Annotated in this window: 11 protein-coding genes; 3 read left to right on the top strand and 8 right to left on the bottom strand. The window is 62.2% G+C overall.

Features of this window, described 5'->3' with window-relative positions:
- Window positions 1–124: 124 nt before the first annotated feature.
- Window positions 125–2,632 (bottom strand): hypothetical protein, encoded by a 2,508-nt coding sequence (locus tag VGV37_RS27835; RefSeq protein WP_326883077.1) that lies wholly within the window; start codon window positions 2,630–2,632, stop codon window positions 125–127.
- Between the two features lie 524 nt (window positions 2,633–3,156).
- Here VGV37_RS27835 and VGV37_RS27830 point away from each other — a divergent pair.
- A complete protein-coding gene (locus VGV37_RS27830; RefSeq protein ID WP_326883076.1) occupies window positions 3,157–3,798 on the top strand; it encodes a peroxiredoxin in 642 nt (213 codons plus the stop codon).
- A gap of 57 nt (window positions 3,799–3,855) precedes the next feature.
- On the opposite strand, the gene VGV37_RS27825 is transcribed toward VGV37_RS27830, so the two are convergent.
- Genes VGV37_RS27825 through VGV37_RS27815 form a run of 3 tightly spaced genes read right to left on the bottom strand, consistent with a single transcriptional unit; the run spans window position 3,856 to window position 8,387 of the window.
- Entirely contained in the window at window positions 3,856–5,262 is a 1,407-nt protein-coding gene (locus tag VGV37_RS27825; protein WP_326883075.1) for a carbohydrate porin, read from the bottom strand.
- Window positions 5,263–5,316: 54 nt separating this feature from the next.
- Window positions 5,317–6,633: a nitrate/sulfonate/bicarbonate ABC transporter ATP-binding protein gene (locus tag VGV37_RS27820; protein WP_326883074.1), complete on the bottom strand. Its 1,317-nt coding sequence runs from the start codon at window positions 6,631–6,633 to the stop codon at window positions 5,317–5,319.
- Window positions 6,634–6,647: 14 nt separating this feature from the next.
- Window positions 6,648–8,387: an ABC transporter permease subunit gene (locus tag VGV37_RS27815; RefSeq protein WP_326883073.1), complete on the bottom strand. Its 1,740-nt coding sequence runs from the start codon at window positions 8,385–8,387 to the stop codon at window positions 6,648–6,650.
- Between the two features lie 578 nt (window positions 8,388–8,965).
- Between VGV37_RS27815 and VGV37_RS27810 the strand changes: the two genes are divergently transcribed.
- Window positions 8,966–10,588, top strand: a complete 1,623-nt coding sequence (locus tag VGV37_RS27810; RefSeq protein ID WP_326883072.1) for a hypothetical protein — start codon at window positions 8,966–8,968, stop codon at window positions 10,586–10,588.
- 23 nt (window positions 10,589–10,611) lie between these two features.
- Window positions 10,612–10,761 carry a hypothetical protein gene (locus VGV37_RS27805; protein WP_326883071.1) on the top strand — a complete coding sequence of 50 codons (150 nt, stop codon included), beginning with the start codon at window positions 10,612–10,614 and terminating at the stop codon, window positions 10,759–10,761.
- Window positions 10,762–10,770: 9 nt separating this feature from the next.
- Here the strand turns inward: VGV37_RS27805 and VGV37_RS27800 are convergent, their stop codons facing one another.
- The 4 genes from VGV37_RS27800 to VGV37_RS27785 form a co-directional block, all read right to left on the bottom strand.
- A complete protein-coding gene (locus tag VGV37_RS27800) occupies window positions 10,771–12,048 on the bottom strand; it encodes a GAF and HD-GYP domain-containing protein (protein WP_326883070.1) in 1,278 nt (425 codons plus the stop codon).
- Window positions 12,045–13,361 (bottom strand): DUF2336 domain-containing protein, encoded by a 1,317-nt coding sequence (locus VGV37_RS27795; RefSeq protein ID WP_326883069.1) that lies wholly within the window; start codon window positions 13,359–13,361, stop codon window positions 12,045–12,047. Before VGV37_RS27795 ends, VGV37_RS27800 begins: the two co-directional genes overlap by 4 nt.
- The gene (locus VGV37_RS27790) at window positions 13,358–15,106 is read right to left on the bottom strand and encodes a sensor domain-containing diguanylate cyclase (protein ID WP_326883068.1); all 1,749 of its coding nucleotides are present in this window, start codon (window positions 15,104–15,106) and stop codon (window positions 13,358–13,360) included. Before VGV37_RS27790 ends, VGV37_RS27795 begins: the two co-directional genes overlap by 4 nt.
- Before the next feature lie 185 nt (window positions 15,107–15,291).
- Window positions 15,292–16,017, bottom strand: coding sequence for a Bax inhibitor-1/YccA family protein (locus tag VGV37_RS27785; RefSeq protein ID WP_326883067.1), 726 nt, complete (start codon window positions 16,015–16,017; stop codon window positions 15,292–15,294).
- Window positions 16,018–16,093 lie beyond the last annotated feature (76 nt).

Here is a 16,093-nt window from a genome sequence, read left to right as displayed (position 1 = left end):
GGCCGCAAGGCGCAGCTCCTGCGCACCAAAATCATCCCGTAAAGCAATCGGCATGGCGAACCTCGTTCAGTTCGCCACGTTGAATCAGACCCAGGCTGCCACCGCAAGCCCCCGAGTCATCCTCTCAGGGACTTGGTATTAATCCTTCTGATACGAGGCCATACTGGGCGCGAATTGCTATGGGATCTCGACGATCGCCCCTCGGAGCTTCCGCAATCTTCCACTGGTTTACGATATCCGCCGCGAGATTTCGTTGCTCATCGAAATTCACTGAGGTAGGGAATACGGTGTATTTAGCATCTTCAGCACGTAGATAGGTTGCGAAGACGTCGCGCAATTGCGCCGTGTACTCGTCATATGTGGCGTCGGAGTGCAATATTTCTTGGAGCCGTTTGACTACCTCTAAATCCGGAATACGCGTCGTGAGTGCCATCTGCTCAAAGTAGACAGGATTGAAGAGTGCCATTTCGATGTGAGCAAGGCCGCTGTGCGTAATCGCCAATTTTTGCGACTGACTTAAATCAGGAGCAGATAAATCATATGGCTCTATCAGCTCCGACTCAAGTAGCGCCAGAAGGCTTTTTTCAATAGATAATTCAGAAATCCCGATTATATCAAAATACTGGTAGATTGATTGGGCAGATAAATATCTATTTTCGTCCTCATCGCTCGCAAGATGTTTTAGTCTTAACAAGAGTAGAATTCTTAAATAAAGCAATGGAGACTGTCGAATTCCCGGGCTGACCTGGAATATCGAAAAAATATGATGATCATCATCATTCTTAAAATAATTATAGTCGCCACACATCAGAGCAGACATAAAGCCTTCCTGAGATGGTGTTTTAATTTGTCCAACAATATAGTATTTAACTATGTCTTCGATATCCAAATAAGCAGATGTGATAACTCTCTTTGAAAGCTTCAGAGTTTTTCTGATATTGTAGTTAGATATTTCCCCAATGCATCGCGATGCAAAATCTTGGTCGACAAAAATATTCTCAACTAACGAAGCAAACCCTTCAAGATTTGGAATTGTTACCTTAATTCCTTTATTCATAAAATAACCAGCCTTAGTTTTCCCCACACCAAAATCGCTTATCTTTCCCCGAAGATAGTCAACGCGCTTGCGGAAAACCTCGCGCGGTGAGGGCGTAGGCAAGAAAAATGACTTTGATGCATATATATTGAAAATATCGGTTTTGGAAAATTGCCATGCCGACTTATCTGTCGCCGGAAATATCAAAAGACAATGATTCGCGCCCCGGCGGATAGATTGACAATATTGAAAAATTTTCTCTTTATATTCCAAGCCAAATTCATCTGTATTATCAACTACTAGTATCGGTAATTTCTTTCTGTTATCCACCACATCGCGAAGAAGCCGTGAAAGGTATCCTTCTCTATCCCTTTCAACTTGATCGTCCATATATTGCCCAAACTTCTCTTTGAAAGCCTGTTTATCTCTATTGTAGAGTTGCGCATCCACACCTTTTGATCTTCTAACGTAATCTCCCTGATAAAGAGCTTGAAGATCATTCCAGTTGGGGAATCCGTCTTTAAATATCTGCTTCTCAATGCTGGTAATAATTTGGCCCGTCATCCAACCGATAGAGGTTCGCTCGTTGCCGGAAGCGTCCAGCGCGTTAATATTTATTACCACGCATAGCTCTCGGATTGCTTTGGAAAGAGTTTTCTTAAAAAACCGATCTAAGAAAGTAGACTTTCCCGCACCCGTGGGACCAACAATGAATACAGTCTGACCCAGCTCTCCGTCAATTGTGCTCTCTATAATAGAGTTCAAACCTTCGTCCACGGTCTTATTTACTGGAGCAACGTTGCCGAGCACATTTTCGGTAATTTTCTCAAGGGAAAAATCAGCAACTCGGCTCTCTTTTGTCTCGACAAAACAATTTATAATCAAATCTGGGTCATCATCTCCTGTTAGTGCGGAGAAGAATTTCGAAAAAACCGGCTCAAGGTCGAACGCGAGTGCCGACTTTTGCTCTATCCTCAAATCAAATTCCGAAATTGCTGACTTAAGAATTTGACTAACAAATAACCTGTTTTCGTGAACCTTATCAAAAATCACTTTATACAGGTTCTTCTGGCAACTGTCTTTTGAAAGCAATTCGTAAAACGTTGAAAAATCCGATAAAACAGCATCATAGCCAGGGAATACAATTGCTTGTCTATCTTGATAAGAATCATCCTGAATATAAGGCTTAAAAATAATCCACGTCGCGCCGTCCGTAACTACTGCAAGCGGAATACCAAGAGGGGCACAATATGAAGCAGCTTGTTCAATCCCTCGCAGGGCAGGTTTCAGAGCAGGGCCGGAAATCTTGTAATCTTGACGAGTGCGTGCTTGCGTAGATACGGAAATAAGATCTTGCCTCTTTGCTTCTACGAGAAAAAATCTACGCTTTCCATTGAAAACAATATAGTCAGAATATCCATTCTCGTTCTTTCGTTCCGCAGATAACTCTGCCGCATGCCACCCAAGAGACTCAATCAAAATTCTATTTATTATTTGTATCTTTGCATCTTCTTCACTACTTATATTTTCTTGATTCAAACGAACGTCAGAGAATATTTCTTTCGCTTTATCGAATGATCTGTCGAGGTCGTTCATTTTCTGCCTCCGCCTCTATAATGGAGTGCCGCAGCTTTCTCTTATAATGCACATAGTGTTAGGTTGAAGCCTGAAGGGCAAGCAGTCAGAAAGGAAGCGGGCGTTCGTGCAATTCCGCGCGTAAAGCCAAAGTAGATTATGCAATGGTGCGATTAGCTGCATGCCAGCCAGGACCACCCCGAAACCCGTTACCTGCGCAACCAACATATTGCCGCTCCCGACAGTATATTGACAGGCCCGCGCCTCGTCGCTAACGTCCGCCTCGGTCCTGCCAAACGGGACCCGCGGGATTTGACGGGCAGCTTGCGCCGCGACACCAAACGCTAAAGCGCCACGGGGTAGATCCCGTGGGCCCAGGATCGTTACCTGGAGTTTGGTCATGGACCGACGGTGCCCGAAGCGGCTTGCTTCACCTTATCGCTGCGACAGCCCCGACATCTTCGCGGCCCATCTCGCCCTGGGGCCGGCACCCGACCGCCTGAACAGACCCCGCATCGCCTTGAAATAAGGGAGTTTCTTTCACCATGTCCATCCAACTGGGTACCGTCGCCCCCGACTTCACGCAGGCCTCCAACGAAGGCGAGATCCATTTCCATGACTGGCTGGGGTCGAGCTGGGGCGTGCTGTTCAGCCACCCGAAGGATTTCACGCCGGTGTGCACGACCGAGCTGGCCGAGGCGTCGCGCCTGAAGCCGGAATTCGACAAGCGCAACGTCAAGATCATCGGGCTGTCGGTCGACACCACCGAGAACCACGGCAAATGGGCCGAGGATATCGAAGAGACCCAGGGCCAGAAGCTGAATTTCCCCGTGCTGTCCGACGCGGACCGCACGGTCTCGTCGCTCTACGGCATGATCCATCCCGAAGCCGATCCGACCGTCACCGTGCGCGCGGTCTACATCATCGACGCGAACAAGAAGGTCCGCCTGACCTTGACCTATCCGCCCTCCACGGGCCGGAATTTCGCCGAGATCCTGCGCGTGATCGACAGCCTGCAGCTGACCGACCAGCACAAGGTCGCGACCCCGGTGAACTGGCAGAACGGCGACGACGTCATCATCGTGCCGTCGCTGTCCGACGCCGACGCGAAGGCGCGCTTCCCCGAAGGTTGGAAGACCCTGAAGCCCTACCTGCGCGTCGTGAAGCAACCCGGCAAGACGGCGTAAAGCCGCCGAACCGGGCGGGGCCGGCCTGGTTGCCCGACTGGCCGGCCCCTGCTCTCTCTAGAATGTCACCACCGTCCGCACGCCCACGACCGTCGCATTGCCGATCGTGCGGCGCTGGGTCGGGTCGGTCGGCAACGGGGCGTGGCCGCCCGGATGGACGATGTATTGCAGGTCGGGCTGCAGCTGCCACCAGGGCGCCACCTGCGCCTGGTAGGTCGCCTCGATCAGGCTCTCGTTGTCGCGCACCGGCCGGCCGGGCAGACCGTGCTGGAGATCGGCATCGAGCCGGCTGGCGTCGGCGGAAATCCGGCCATAGGCGCAGGCCAGGCCGATCAGGTCGCCGTCCCGTCCGGCGAACGGGCCTTTGAAATTCAGGCCGCCGTCCGCATAGAGATCCATCAGATTGCGATCGGCCGGCGCGCCCATCAAGCGCACGAACAACGACAATCCCTGATCGTCCGTATCCGGGCGCCGCCACAGCATCTGGTCGGCGATGCCATAGACGCTCCAGTCGCCGTCGTGCTGGCGCGCCAGACCGCTCGACCGGGGGTCGGCCAGCGACAGGCCGGTCCGGTCGAAATGCTGGTCGGCGAACCGGCCGGAATGCACCCAGGCGCCCAGCTTGTAGGTTCCCGGCAGCCCGGCGGCGTCCTTGCCCTGGTTGACCGCATATTGCGCCTCGAAGAAGCCCAGCACGCCATCGCCGGTGCGAAAAGCCGTACCCGACGCATCGCGCGCCTGCGGATCGCCCGTACCGGGGCCAGCAGGATCGCCGTCGAAGGCGGCGACGAGCAGGGTCACCTGGTCGGTCGGCGCCAGTTTCAGGCGCACCGCCGGCGTCGCCAACGGAAACGCCGGGCCGCCCGACGGCTGGTCGAGCGACGGCAGGCCCGGATAGCCGAAGGTCGAATTGAAGAACAGCCCCGCCGTCTTGCTGGCGATGAATTCATCGTCGGCGCCCTGCTGCCCGATCCGCAGCGATACCAGGCCGTCGAACGCCGTCTGATCGAGATAGAGGTCGAACAGCCGGGTGCCGCGATCCGCCTCGACGTCGCTGGCGGTCAACAGATTGCCGGTATAGTTGCCGCTCACGCCCCGGCCATGGCTCTGCCAGGCGTTGACGTGGATCGCGGCACCGGTCCAACCGGCGAGCTTTTCCAGGTCCAGATCCAGGTCGAGCTCGGTCCGCCCCTCGTAAGCGGCGCCGGTCCTGGCCCCGCCCCGCAGATCGGCCAAGCCCTCGCTGATCTCGATCGCACCGAGCTTGATGCCGGCATCCTCCAGATCGGACCGCACGCCGCCCCAATCGCCGGTCAGCGTGTCGCGCTCCCAAAGGCCGGTCGGCTTGGCCGCCTGGAGACCGGCATCGTCGGCGAGAGCGGGGCCGGCGACGCCGAGCAGTGCCAGGCCGGCCGCGACCGTTCCCCGATGGCGCATGCTCGGCGCCGGAATGCGGTCGGTCATTCTATTTTCTCCATTCTCGATCACCCGGCGCCGTCGAAATCGGGCGCGCCGGTGTCAGCCTTCCGGGTTTTCCAGGCTGAACATCTCGGCCTGATCCTCGTACGAGAAGATCTCGCCGTAGCGGCCCCAGTTGATGATCGTGTCGATCGTTTCCTCGGCCGCATCGTCGCTCAGGTAATCCTCCAGCTCCTGTTCGAACCGTACGCGCGGCGCCCGGTGGCCTGGCCGTTCGTCGAGCACGCGGCGGATATGAGCCGCGAGCGGGAACAGGCGCAGCAGATGGTCGGAGAACATGCGCTTGCGCTGCTGGGTGTCGGCCTCGGCGAATACCCGGCCCGGCATGGTCAGATGGATGTCGCCCTCGCGCACCTCGGCAAAGCCCAGGTTCTGGAGGGCCTCGGCCGCCGGAAACAGCTCGTCGCCTTCGAGCTGCAGGCTGCGCGCGATCTCCGGCAGGTCGGCCCGGCCGCTGTAGGGGGCGGCCGCGACCGTCTCGATCAGGCCGGCCATGATGTTGGTCGAGACGCGTGGGATCCAGGTGCCGATCTCGACGCCGCGGATCTTGCCTTTGGAATCGGGCGCCGGCCGCGCCGTCATCTTGGCGTAGATCTCGTCGACCATCTGGCGGAAGATCGGGTCCAGCCGGTTGCGCGGATGGAGGAACGGCACCTTGATCTCGGCCGCGACCCGGCCCGGGTTCGACGAGAACACCAGGATGCGGTCGGCCATGAAAACGGCCTCTTCGATATTGTGGGTCACGAGCAGCACCGCCTTGGTCGGCAGCCGCTTCTCGGTCCAAAGATCGAGCAGGTCGGTCCTGAGCGTCTCCGCCGTCAGCACGTCGAGTGCCGAGAACGGCTCGTCCATCAGCAGGATGGTCGGGTCGACCACCAGCGCGCGGGCGAAACCCACCCGCTGGCGCATGCCACCCGACAGCTCGCGCGGATAAGCGGATTCGAAACCGTCGAGGCCGATGAGATCGATCGCCGCCAGCGCCCGCTTGCGCGATTCCTTCGGGTCGACGCCCAGCGCCTCCAGGCCCACTTCCACGTTCTGCAACACGGTCAGCCATGGGAACAGCGCGAAGGTCTGGAATACCATCGCCACCCCCTCCGCCGGCCCCTTGACCGCCTCGCCGCGATAGACCACCTCGCCGGCGCTGGGCTTGATTAGGCCCGCGATGATGCGCAGCAGGGTGGACTTGCCGGAACCGGAGCGGCCCAGCAAGGCGACGATCTCGCCATCCCGCAGCGTCAGGTCGACGTTGTCGAGCACCAGCAGCTCGCCGGAGTTCTTTTCGAAGCCCTGACGGACGCCCTTGACCGAGAGCACTTCTGCGGCGCCCGCCGGGGTCTGAACCAGATTCAACATGGCTTGCAGCCTCCTCAATCCAACCGCAACCGACGTTCGGCATACACGTAGAGCGGACGCCAGACGATCCGGTTGAACACGATCACGAAGAACGACATCACGGCGACGCCGAGGACGATTTTAGGGTAGTCGGCGGCGGCCGTGGTCTCGGTGATGTAGGCGCCGAGCCCGTGGGCCTTCACCGTATCCGGCCCCCATTTGACGATCTCGGCCACGATCGACGCGTTCCAGGCACCGCCCGACGCGGTGATGGCGCCGGTCACGTAATAGGGAAAGATCCCCGGCAGCATCGCCTTGCGCCACCATTGCCAGCCCCGGATCTTGAAGTTGGCCGCGGCCTCGCGCAGCTCGTTCGGATAGGTGGTGGCCCCGGCGATGACGTTGAACAGGATATACCATTGGGTGCCGAGGATGATCAGCGGCGACAGCCATATGTCCGGATTGAGGTCGTAGTGCAGGATGCCCATGACCGCGATCGGGAACAGCAGGTTCGACGGGAAGGCCGCCAGGAACTGGGCGAGCGGCTGGATGCGCTGGGCCAGTTTCGGCCGCAGGCCGACCATGACCCCGATCGGCACCCAGACGACCGTCGCGACGATGATCAGGATGACGACGCGGATCAGCGTGTAGAAGCCGAGCGTCATCACCTCGAGCAGGTCGTTCCAGCCCAGCTCCGCATCGATGAAGTCGATGATGCGCCAGGCGACGTAGATCGTGGTGACGGCGACCACGCCGTACCAGACCAGATCGACGATCTTGGACAGGGTCGTGCGGCGGGTATTGACCTGCCGGGTGCCTTGGGGCAGCGGGATGCGCAGGCGGACGAAGCTGCGCAGCAGCCAGCCGAGCGGCGCACCCGCCTTTTGCACCAGGCGGGCGCGGCGCATCATGTCGAGGAACCAGGATTCCGGCGCCGCCTGGGCAGCCGTCATCTCGAACCGGAACTTGTCGGCCCAGGCGACGAGCGGGCGGAACATCAGCTGATCGTAGAGGATGATGACCACGGTCATCGCGAGGATGGTCCAACCGACCGCATGCAGGTCGCGCGCATCGATCGCCTTCGCCAGGTAGGCGCCGACACCCGGCAGGGTGATGGTGGTGTCGCCGACCGTGACCGCCTCGACCGCGACCACGAAAAACCAGCCGCCCGACATGGACATCATCATGTTCCAGATCAGGCCGGGCATGGCGAATGGCACTTCCAGCCGCCAGAACCGCTGCCAGGCGGAGAAGCGGAACCCGCGCGACGCCTCGTCCAGGTCGTGCGGCACCGTGCGCAGCGACTGGTAGAAGCTGAACGTCATGTTCCAGGCCTGGCTGGTGAAGATCGCGAAGATCGCGGCCAGCTCGGCCCCGGCGACCTGGCCCGGGAACAGCGCCATGAAGAAGACGACGGTGAACGAAATGTAGCTCAGCACCGGCACCGACTGGAGGATGTCGAGGATGGGCACCAGCACGAGTTCGGCCCGCCGGCTCTTGGCCGCGAGCGTGCCGTAGACCAGCGTGAACACCAGGGATGCCACGAGCGCCGCCAGCATGCGGAGCGTCGTGCGCAGCGCGTATTCGGGCAGGTTGGCCGGATCGAGCGTGACCGCGGCGGTGTCGAGGATGGTGAGCGGCGCGCTCATCTGCTTGCCGCCGATCACCGTGAGCGCCAGCAGCCCGATGATCAGCGGAAAGGCGACGAGATCCCAACGGTTGGGCAACAGGCCGCGCCGCGGCGTGATCGCAAACAGGAAGGATTCACCGCGCATGGATGCGGCTCCTTCCGGCCTTGTCGCCGTGGCGCGCACGCGCCGTCGGCAGACGAACGAGGATGTTCATGCTTAACCTCCCAGCGGGACTTTCCCCGGCCGAGAGGCAAACGCACGAACGCCCGTCAGAAGGTCGGGGTCCGTACGCCAGCGCCAGCGGCCGGCGAGAAACTTCCGTGATGCTCTGCGGCGCCCAAGCTCGGAGGCTCTGCCTCGACCGGGGCGCCACTACTATGACTGGCCATTTCACTCTCTGAAGGGCGATGGATGTTCCGGAGCAAGGTGCAGCGCGCCGAGCCCGGAACAGGGTTGCCATTAGGCCGTTCGCCGCGGGCTGTCAATCCGCAGAAGATGACATTTGTTACAGCCCGACCGCGGCGGAAAACCTGTGTCACGGAAGCATCATCGGGCGCCATGTCGCCCGTCGACGAACGGCGGAGCATTCTCGTCCCGTCCCCGGTAAGGAGTGGCATTCCCATGTGCAAAGTGGTTTTCATACAACCATCGGCGACAATGCCGCGACCAGGCACGAACCTTTCTCGCCGTTAGGCGTATGCGGGGAAATGGGGGGTACGGCAATGACGACGAACGCCTGGGTCTTGGCCGCGCGGCAATATCGCCGCGCTCTTTTGACCGCGAGCGCCGCGCTGGCGCTGATGCCGGCAGCCGCTTTCGCTGCGACCGATCCGGCGGTCGAAGCGCAGTTGAAGGCATTGGCCCAGCAGCTGCAGATCGTCCAGCAGCAGAACAACCAGCAGATCCAGGCACTGACCAGGCAGGTCCAGGCGCTGCAGGCCCAGTTGCAGGCAGCCAAGGTCGCGCAAGCGGCGCCGGCCCCAGAAGCGACGATAGCGACGGTGGCGAAGGGTACGCCGCTGACCAAGAACCCGGGCAATCTGGATGCGACCTCGACGCTGCCGCCCTATACCGCCGCCGGTCCCGGCGCGCCCGACAACATCCCGAAGCTGCCGGCCGCCGCCATCTCGTCAGGTGCCGACCGGGTCAAGGTCAGCGTATCCGGCCAGGTCGACCGGATGGAAATCTTCGGCGACGACGGCCGCAATTCGACCGTGCGCAACGTCGACAACAACATCTCCTCGAGCCGCCTCCGCTTCGTCGGCGAAGGCCGGATCAACAAGGATACCAGCGGCGGGTTCAATCTCGAGGCGCAGATCACACCGAACAGCTCGGCCAACACCTCGCTGTCCCAGGACAGCCCGAGCGCCGTCAACAACTTCACGCCGACCGGCGGCTCGTCGGCCAACAATGTCGGCGGAACCTTCACCGCCCGCCAGGTCGAGGCCTTCATCCAGAACAAGGATTGGGGCGGCGTCCGCCTGGGCTTCGGCTCGACCGCGACCTACCTCGTCACCGAGGCAGACCAGTCGGGCACGCTGGTCGCCTCCTATTCCAACATCGCCGACATCGACGGCGGCTTCGCGTTCCGCCAGCGGGGTGCCGGGCGCATCCCCGGCACGGCCAGGGGCAGTTTCATCAATTCGCCGGCGAACGCCTTCGGCCCGGCCGTCGGCACCGTGTTCAACTATATGAACGGCCTCGTGCGCGACGACCGCATCCGCTACGACAGCCCGATGTTCGGGCCCGTGCAGCTTTCCGGCTCGCTGGTCGATGGCGGCGCGTTCGACCTGGCCGTGCGCTATGGTTCGATCTGGGAAGGCGTCAAGATTTCGGCTGCCTTCGGCTTTGCCGATGCCGACGGCCGCAACCATTCGGCACCAACCAACCCCTATGGCTACGCCTCCGCGCCGATCGGCACCGGCGCGCTCGCAGCCGCCTCGATCGCCGACAATTCCGCCAATGCGTCGAAGCAATATTCCGGCTCGGTCTCGGTGCTGCTGCCCGACGGGCTGAACGCGACCTTTGCCGGCGGCACGCGCGACGTCAAATACAACGATCCGCTCGGCCATCCGCTGTCGCCGGTCATGTATTATACCAAGCTCGGCTGGCTCACCCATTTCTGGGAGCTCGGCCAAAGCGCCTTCTCGGTCGATTACAACGAGAATGACGAGCTGAATTTCGCGGGCGACGTCGCCCGCGGCTTTGGTCTCGAATTCGTCCAGAACGTCGACGATGCCGGCATGGAATTGTTCCTGGCCACCCATCGCCAGACGCTCAGCCGCGAATTCGCCAGCTACTACGGCATCACGACCGTGACGGCCGGCGCACGGGTGCGGTTTTGAAGCCCCGCGCACCCGGTCGCGTCATGCCCGCGATCCTGCTGATGCTCGCCGGCAGCCTGCTCGCCGCCTGCGGCGCCAAACCGATGCCGTTTCCGGTGCCCGAGAGCGAACTGGGCGATGGTCCCGGCCTGATGTCGGGGCCGTCCGGCGAATTCACGATCTATCGCCGATAGGCGTCCGGGTCAGCCGGCGCGGGCGGTGGCATCAGGACCGGGCGCGTGTTCGGCCATCTGGGTCCAGAGGTCGGCAAACCGCTGGTGATGCTTGCCGAACAGCGCCAGCAGCGTCGGATCGAAATGGCTTTCCGGCCGCATGCGCTCGTCGCCATGCAGCATGATCTCGATCGCGCGGTCATGATTGTAGGCCGGCTTGTACGGCCGCTCGCTGCGCAGCGCATCATAGACGTCGGCCAGCGCCACGATGCGGGCTTCGATCGGAATCGCCTCGCCGGCGAGACCGCGCGGATAGCCGCCGCCGGCCCACATCTCGTGGTGGCAATAGGCGATGTCGCAGGCCATGGCGAGGCGCGGATGACCGTTCAGGATCCGCATGCCGTGGGTCGTGTGCGCCTTCATCTCGACCCATTCGCGCTCGTCGAGCTTGCCCGGCTTGTGCAGCACCGCCTGGTCGACGCTCATCTTGCCGACATCGTGCAGGGCGGCGGCCCAGCGGATCTCATCGCAGAACGCATGGTCCCTGCCCGCGAGCTGGGCCATCAGATAGCTGTATTCGTTGACGCGCTGGATATGGCTGCTGATGTCGCCATCATGCACCTCGGCCGCGCGCGCCAGCAGCTCGACCGACAGCATGAGCGCGCGGTCGGTCTCCTCGCTCAACTGCAGTACGCGCCTGCGCTCGGCCTTGAGCTCGCGATTGCGCTCGGTCAGGCGCTTGTTGCGTTCGCGGATCTGCTCCAGCGCCTCGATGCGCTCGATCGCGCGGCCGACCAGCAGGCTGACCACGCCGATGATTTCGGTGAAACTGCGCAGGAACGGCTTGGCGATCCGCCCTTCCTCGGGCCCGACCAGCCGGTTGATCAGCTGGACCACGCCGATGACCCGGCCCTCCGGCGTCTTCAGCGGAAAGCACATGACCGATCGGGTGCGATAGCCGCTCTTCTGGTCGAAATCGCGGTTGAAGCGATAGGGCACGTCTTCCGGCAGGTGGTCGACATCGTCGACGAACACCATCTGGCCGATCGTCGCGACATAGCCGGCGATCGAGGCCGGCGTCACCGGGATGACGAACAGTTTGCGCGACGTGGTGATCGCGTCGTTCTGCAGGCTGACCGCCTCCAGCTGCCGCTTGGCACCCCTGCCGCGCACGATGAAGATCGAACCGGCCTCGGCATTGGTGACCCGCCGGGATTCCTTCAGCACGCGTTCGGCCAGGACCTTGGTCGAGAAGGTCGCCGAATCGTCGATGAAGGCCAGGAATTCCTGGGAGAGGCTGGGCGTCATTGCACCGCTCCCTGCTTCTGCGCACCCTCGGCCGTCATGTCGGCAAAAAAGCCCAATTGCCAGGCGAGCGCCTCTTCCGACAGCGGAAAGCCGCCATCGGCCCGCGGCTTCAGGGTCTGGGGGGCCGGAATGCGCGCGACGACGCTCTGCAGGCGGACCGAAAACCGCATGGGCAGGCCCGCTTTCCACACGATCGCGGTGATGCCCTTGGGACTGTGCGAGGACAGGATCTTCTCGACCACGTTGAGCGGCTGTTCGGCCAGCACGGCGAGGCCGGCATTGACCAGCCCGGGCTTACCGCCGATCAGCGCATCGACCAGCGCGCTTTCCGTCAGCTTGCCGGCCTCCTTCAGCCGGCGCGCCTCTTCCATCAGCTTGTCCTGGGCGGCGACTTCCGAGGCCGGCTCCTCCGCGACGCCACCCTCGACCTCGAGCCGGGCGAGCACGATCGCCTGCAGCGCCTTGACCGTATCGGCCTTGAGGTCCGACCGGGCCTTGAGCCGCTGGATCAGGTCGTGCGCCACGAAGCGGGCGAGCTTTCTGGCCGCCCCGTCCGACAGGCGCGGACGTTCGACCAGCGGGCGATGCCAGGCCTTGTGCGCGGGCGCCCGTTCGATCAGCAGGTCGAGCGTCTCCTCACGGATCTGCGCGCTCGAGTTGCTGAGCAGCGCCGTCACGGCATCGATGTCCTCGCCGGTGCCGATCTCGGCGGAAAGTGCGGCCGACAGGCCCTTGCGTTGCGCGATCGCGCGCACGGCACCGGGGATCGGCATCTGGCGGACCAGGTCCAGCAGATCCTCGTCGGTCAGCAATGGCGAATATTGCAGCAGGGGACCCGCGACCGACAGTTCCGCATCGCGCGCCAGCAGCTGCACGATCTCGGCCGGCGCGTCCGGCATGCTCTTCAGCGTCTCGGCGACGATCCGGCGGATCTTGACCGCCTGGTCCCGCACCAGTTCTTCCAGGACTTCGTAGGTGATTTCCTTGACCCTGTCGCTCTGGCGCTGGGTCAGGGTCGGCGCCAGTCGAGCGATCTTGCGGGCAAGGTCGGCGCGGACCGCCTCATGGCGGTCCCGGGCGAGGATCAGGTCGGCCTGGACCGGCGTCGCCTCGTTGCTGGCGACTGCGGTGCGCACGGTATGGTCGGGATCGGTCGCGAGGAAATACAGCACCTCGGGCTGGACCTGGAGATTGCCGGCGACGAGGCGGCGATCGGCCGGGTTCCGGCTCTGGATAAGGCGCTTGGACTCCTCATAATCAAGTGCCGGCGAACCGGCCCCGATGTGGAAAATACGCTGCAGAAGGCCCTTCATGCCACCTTCCCATCCGCACGGATGGTCTCATCCACCGTGCCGGCTTGGGAATCAAGCGGCTCTGGCACCACAGTATTGTCCGGCAGGATCGTGGCTGCAATCTCGTAACCGCTCTTTCGGCGCGCCTTGGCCTTGTACATGGCCGCGTCGGATGCCGCCAGCAGCCGGTCGAGTGCCACCGGGGCCGCGCCGTCGTAGAGCGCCATGCCGATCGAGACACCGAGCGGCCGGTCCGGCACCACGGACAATTGTTCGAGCCGGTTCATCTGGCCCAACAGCGTCTCCGCCCGGATCGCGGCACCCTCTTCGGTGACGCCATCGAGCCAGATCAGGAATTCGTCGCCACCGATGCGCGCGATCAGGTCGGACGCACGGGTCGCCGCCTTGATCAGCTCGGCGAAGGTCAGGATCGCCCGGTCGCCCGCCAGATGGCCGGCATAGTCGTTGAGCGCCTTCAGATTGTTGATGTCGAGATAGACCAGCGCGCCGCCGGTCTGGGCGACCGCGTGCCGGCCGAGCCGCCGTTCCAGGTCGGCGAAGAAGGCGCGGCGGTTGAGCACGCCGGTCAGGCTGTCGGTGTTCGAGATCGTCACGATCTCGTGGAATTTCTTCAGCTGCGCAATGGCGAGGCCGATCTGGGCCGCAACGTCGCTCAACACCGCCCGGTCGCCGTCACCGAAGCCGCGGCCGTCGACCCTGCACCAGAACAGCACGGCGCCGTTGATACGGCCGTCGCCCGCCGTCGCATCCTCGGTCAATTGCCCGATCAGCTGCAGACCGCCGCGCAGCAGGTCGACCGAGCCCTGCTCGATCAGGGCGGCATGCGCCTCGGGGAAATCGAGTTCGGGCAGCGCCTCGCCCCAGGACACGATGTCGTAGCTGGAGGCCGCCGGGTGGCCCGCCAGGATCATGCCGCCATCGGCACCGATGGCGAGGCCGGTGCCGGACAGTGCCGCAGGCAGCGTCTTTTCCGGATTGATCTCGGTCCGAATGGTTTCGCCCAGATAGGTCATCAGCCGGTCGCGCAACAGGCGCTGCTTGTCGGCCCGTTCGGTCTCGCGCAGTTCGGTGACGTCACGGCCCATGCCGCGCGTGCCGCACCATTGCCCGTCCGGATCGTAGATCGGCACGGCCGTGATGGATTGGCACGAGGTGGTGCCATCGGCGCGCTGCAGCCAGACGTCGGTCTGCAGCACCGTGTCGCGGGCCTGGAACACCGGGTAGGGCAAGGGCGAGGCGTCGACCACGAAATCGGTCGCGAGCCGACCCAGGAGGTCGCGGGTCGCATAGCCGAAGGCGCCCGGACCGGACAGGAAGACGAAGCGGCCGTGGCGGTCGGTTTCCCAGACGAAGTCGCTGGCCGCCTCGACCAGGTCGCGATAGCGCTGGCGGCTTTCGATCAGGGCACGGCGCAGCGCGCTTTCCGCCGGATTGGTCGCGATCAGCACCAGCGCGCCGGCCCCGCGACCGACCAAGGGCTGCACGACGATATCCGCGCAGTCGCCAGGGAACGGGCCGTTCAGCCGTTCCAGTCGCAGGGCGTCGGCCGCGATGGCGCGCGCACCGGCGAGCGCGATCTCATGGATGGTGTCTTCGTCCAGCCTGCCCAGCAGGTCGGCGCCCAATTCGTTGGCGGCCTGGATGTCGCCGGCCGGCGAGACGACGAGGGCGGCCCCGCCGAATCCCGCCAAGTTGGTCTTGGCATGCGGCAAGCTGTCGACGGTCTCGGTCCTGGCTTGGCTCATCGGCCCCACGTTCGTGACGTCCCTCGGTCCCGGGCAAATCACCCGCACTGCCGGACCGGGTCCAACTTGTCGCGAAATCGATAAGAAGCCGTAAACCCACGCGCCTTGCGGGTGTTACCGCAAAGAAAACCGCCCGGAAGCGAGCGCTTCCGGGCGGTTCCAATCAGCTGGGATCGCGGGTGCGATCAGTTGCGGCGCTGGCCGAAGAACTGCAGCAGCAGCATGAACAGGTTGATGAAATCGAGGTATAGCGTCAGCGCGCCCATGATGGCGGTCTTGCCGACCGTCTGCCCGTCATAGCCGGCGACGACGTCGTACTGTTCCTTGATCCGCTGCGTGTCCCAGGCGGTCAGGCCGGTGAACACGATCACGCCGACGATCGAGATCACGAACTGCAGCCCGGTCGAGTGCATGAACATGTTGACGACGCTGGCCAGCACGACGCCGAACAGGCCCATCATCATGAACGACCCCATCTTCGTCAGGTCCGACTTCGTCGTGTAGCCGTAGAGGCTCATGGCGAGGAAGGTGGCGCCGGTGATGAAGAAGGTGAGCGCGATGCTGGTGTGGGTGAAGACCAGGAAGATGCCGGCGAGCGACAGGCCCATCAGTGCCGAGTAGGCCCAGAAGGTCGCCTGCGCCGCGCCGAAGCTCATCTTCTGGATCCGGAAACCCAGCACCATCACCAGGACGAACGGCGCGAACATGACCACATAGATCAGCGGCGAGTGCGCGATCTGTGCGTAGAAACCGGTCTCGGCGGCGAGCCAGGCCGTGATACCCGTCAGCACCAAGCCCGAGGCCATGTAGTTGTAGACGCGCAGCATGAAGGTGCGGAGGCCGAGATCGTACTCGGCGCCGACCGCCGCGCTGCGGCCTACCGACCAGGGATCCTGAGAACCGTAAGACATTGAAGCCTCGTGAAAGTAGGGTGGGAGAACCCAGCATCCCACGATATTGGGACGTCGGCCTCCAATTCAATGAATA

The organism is Aliidongia sp., from assembly GCF_035943795.1.
GTDB lineage: Bacteria > Pseudomonadota > Alphaproteobacteria > ATCC43930 > CGMCC-115725 > Aliidongia.
This window is presented reverse-complemented; position numbering and strand designations above follow the sequence as displayed.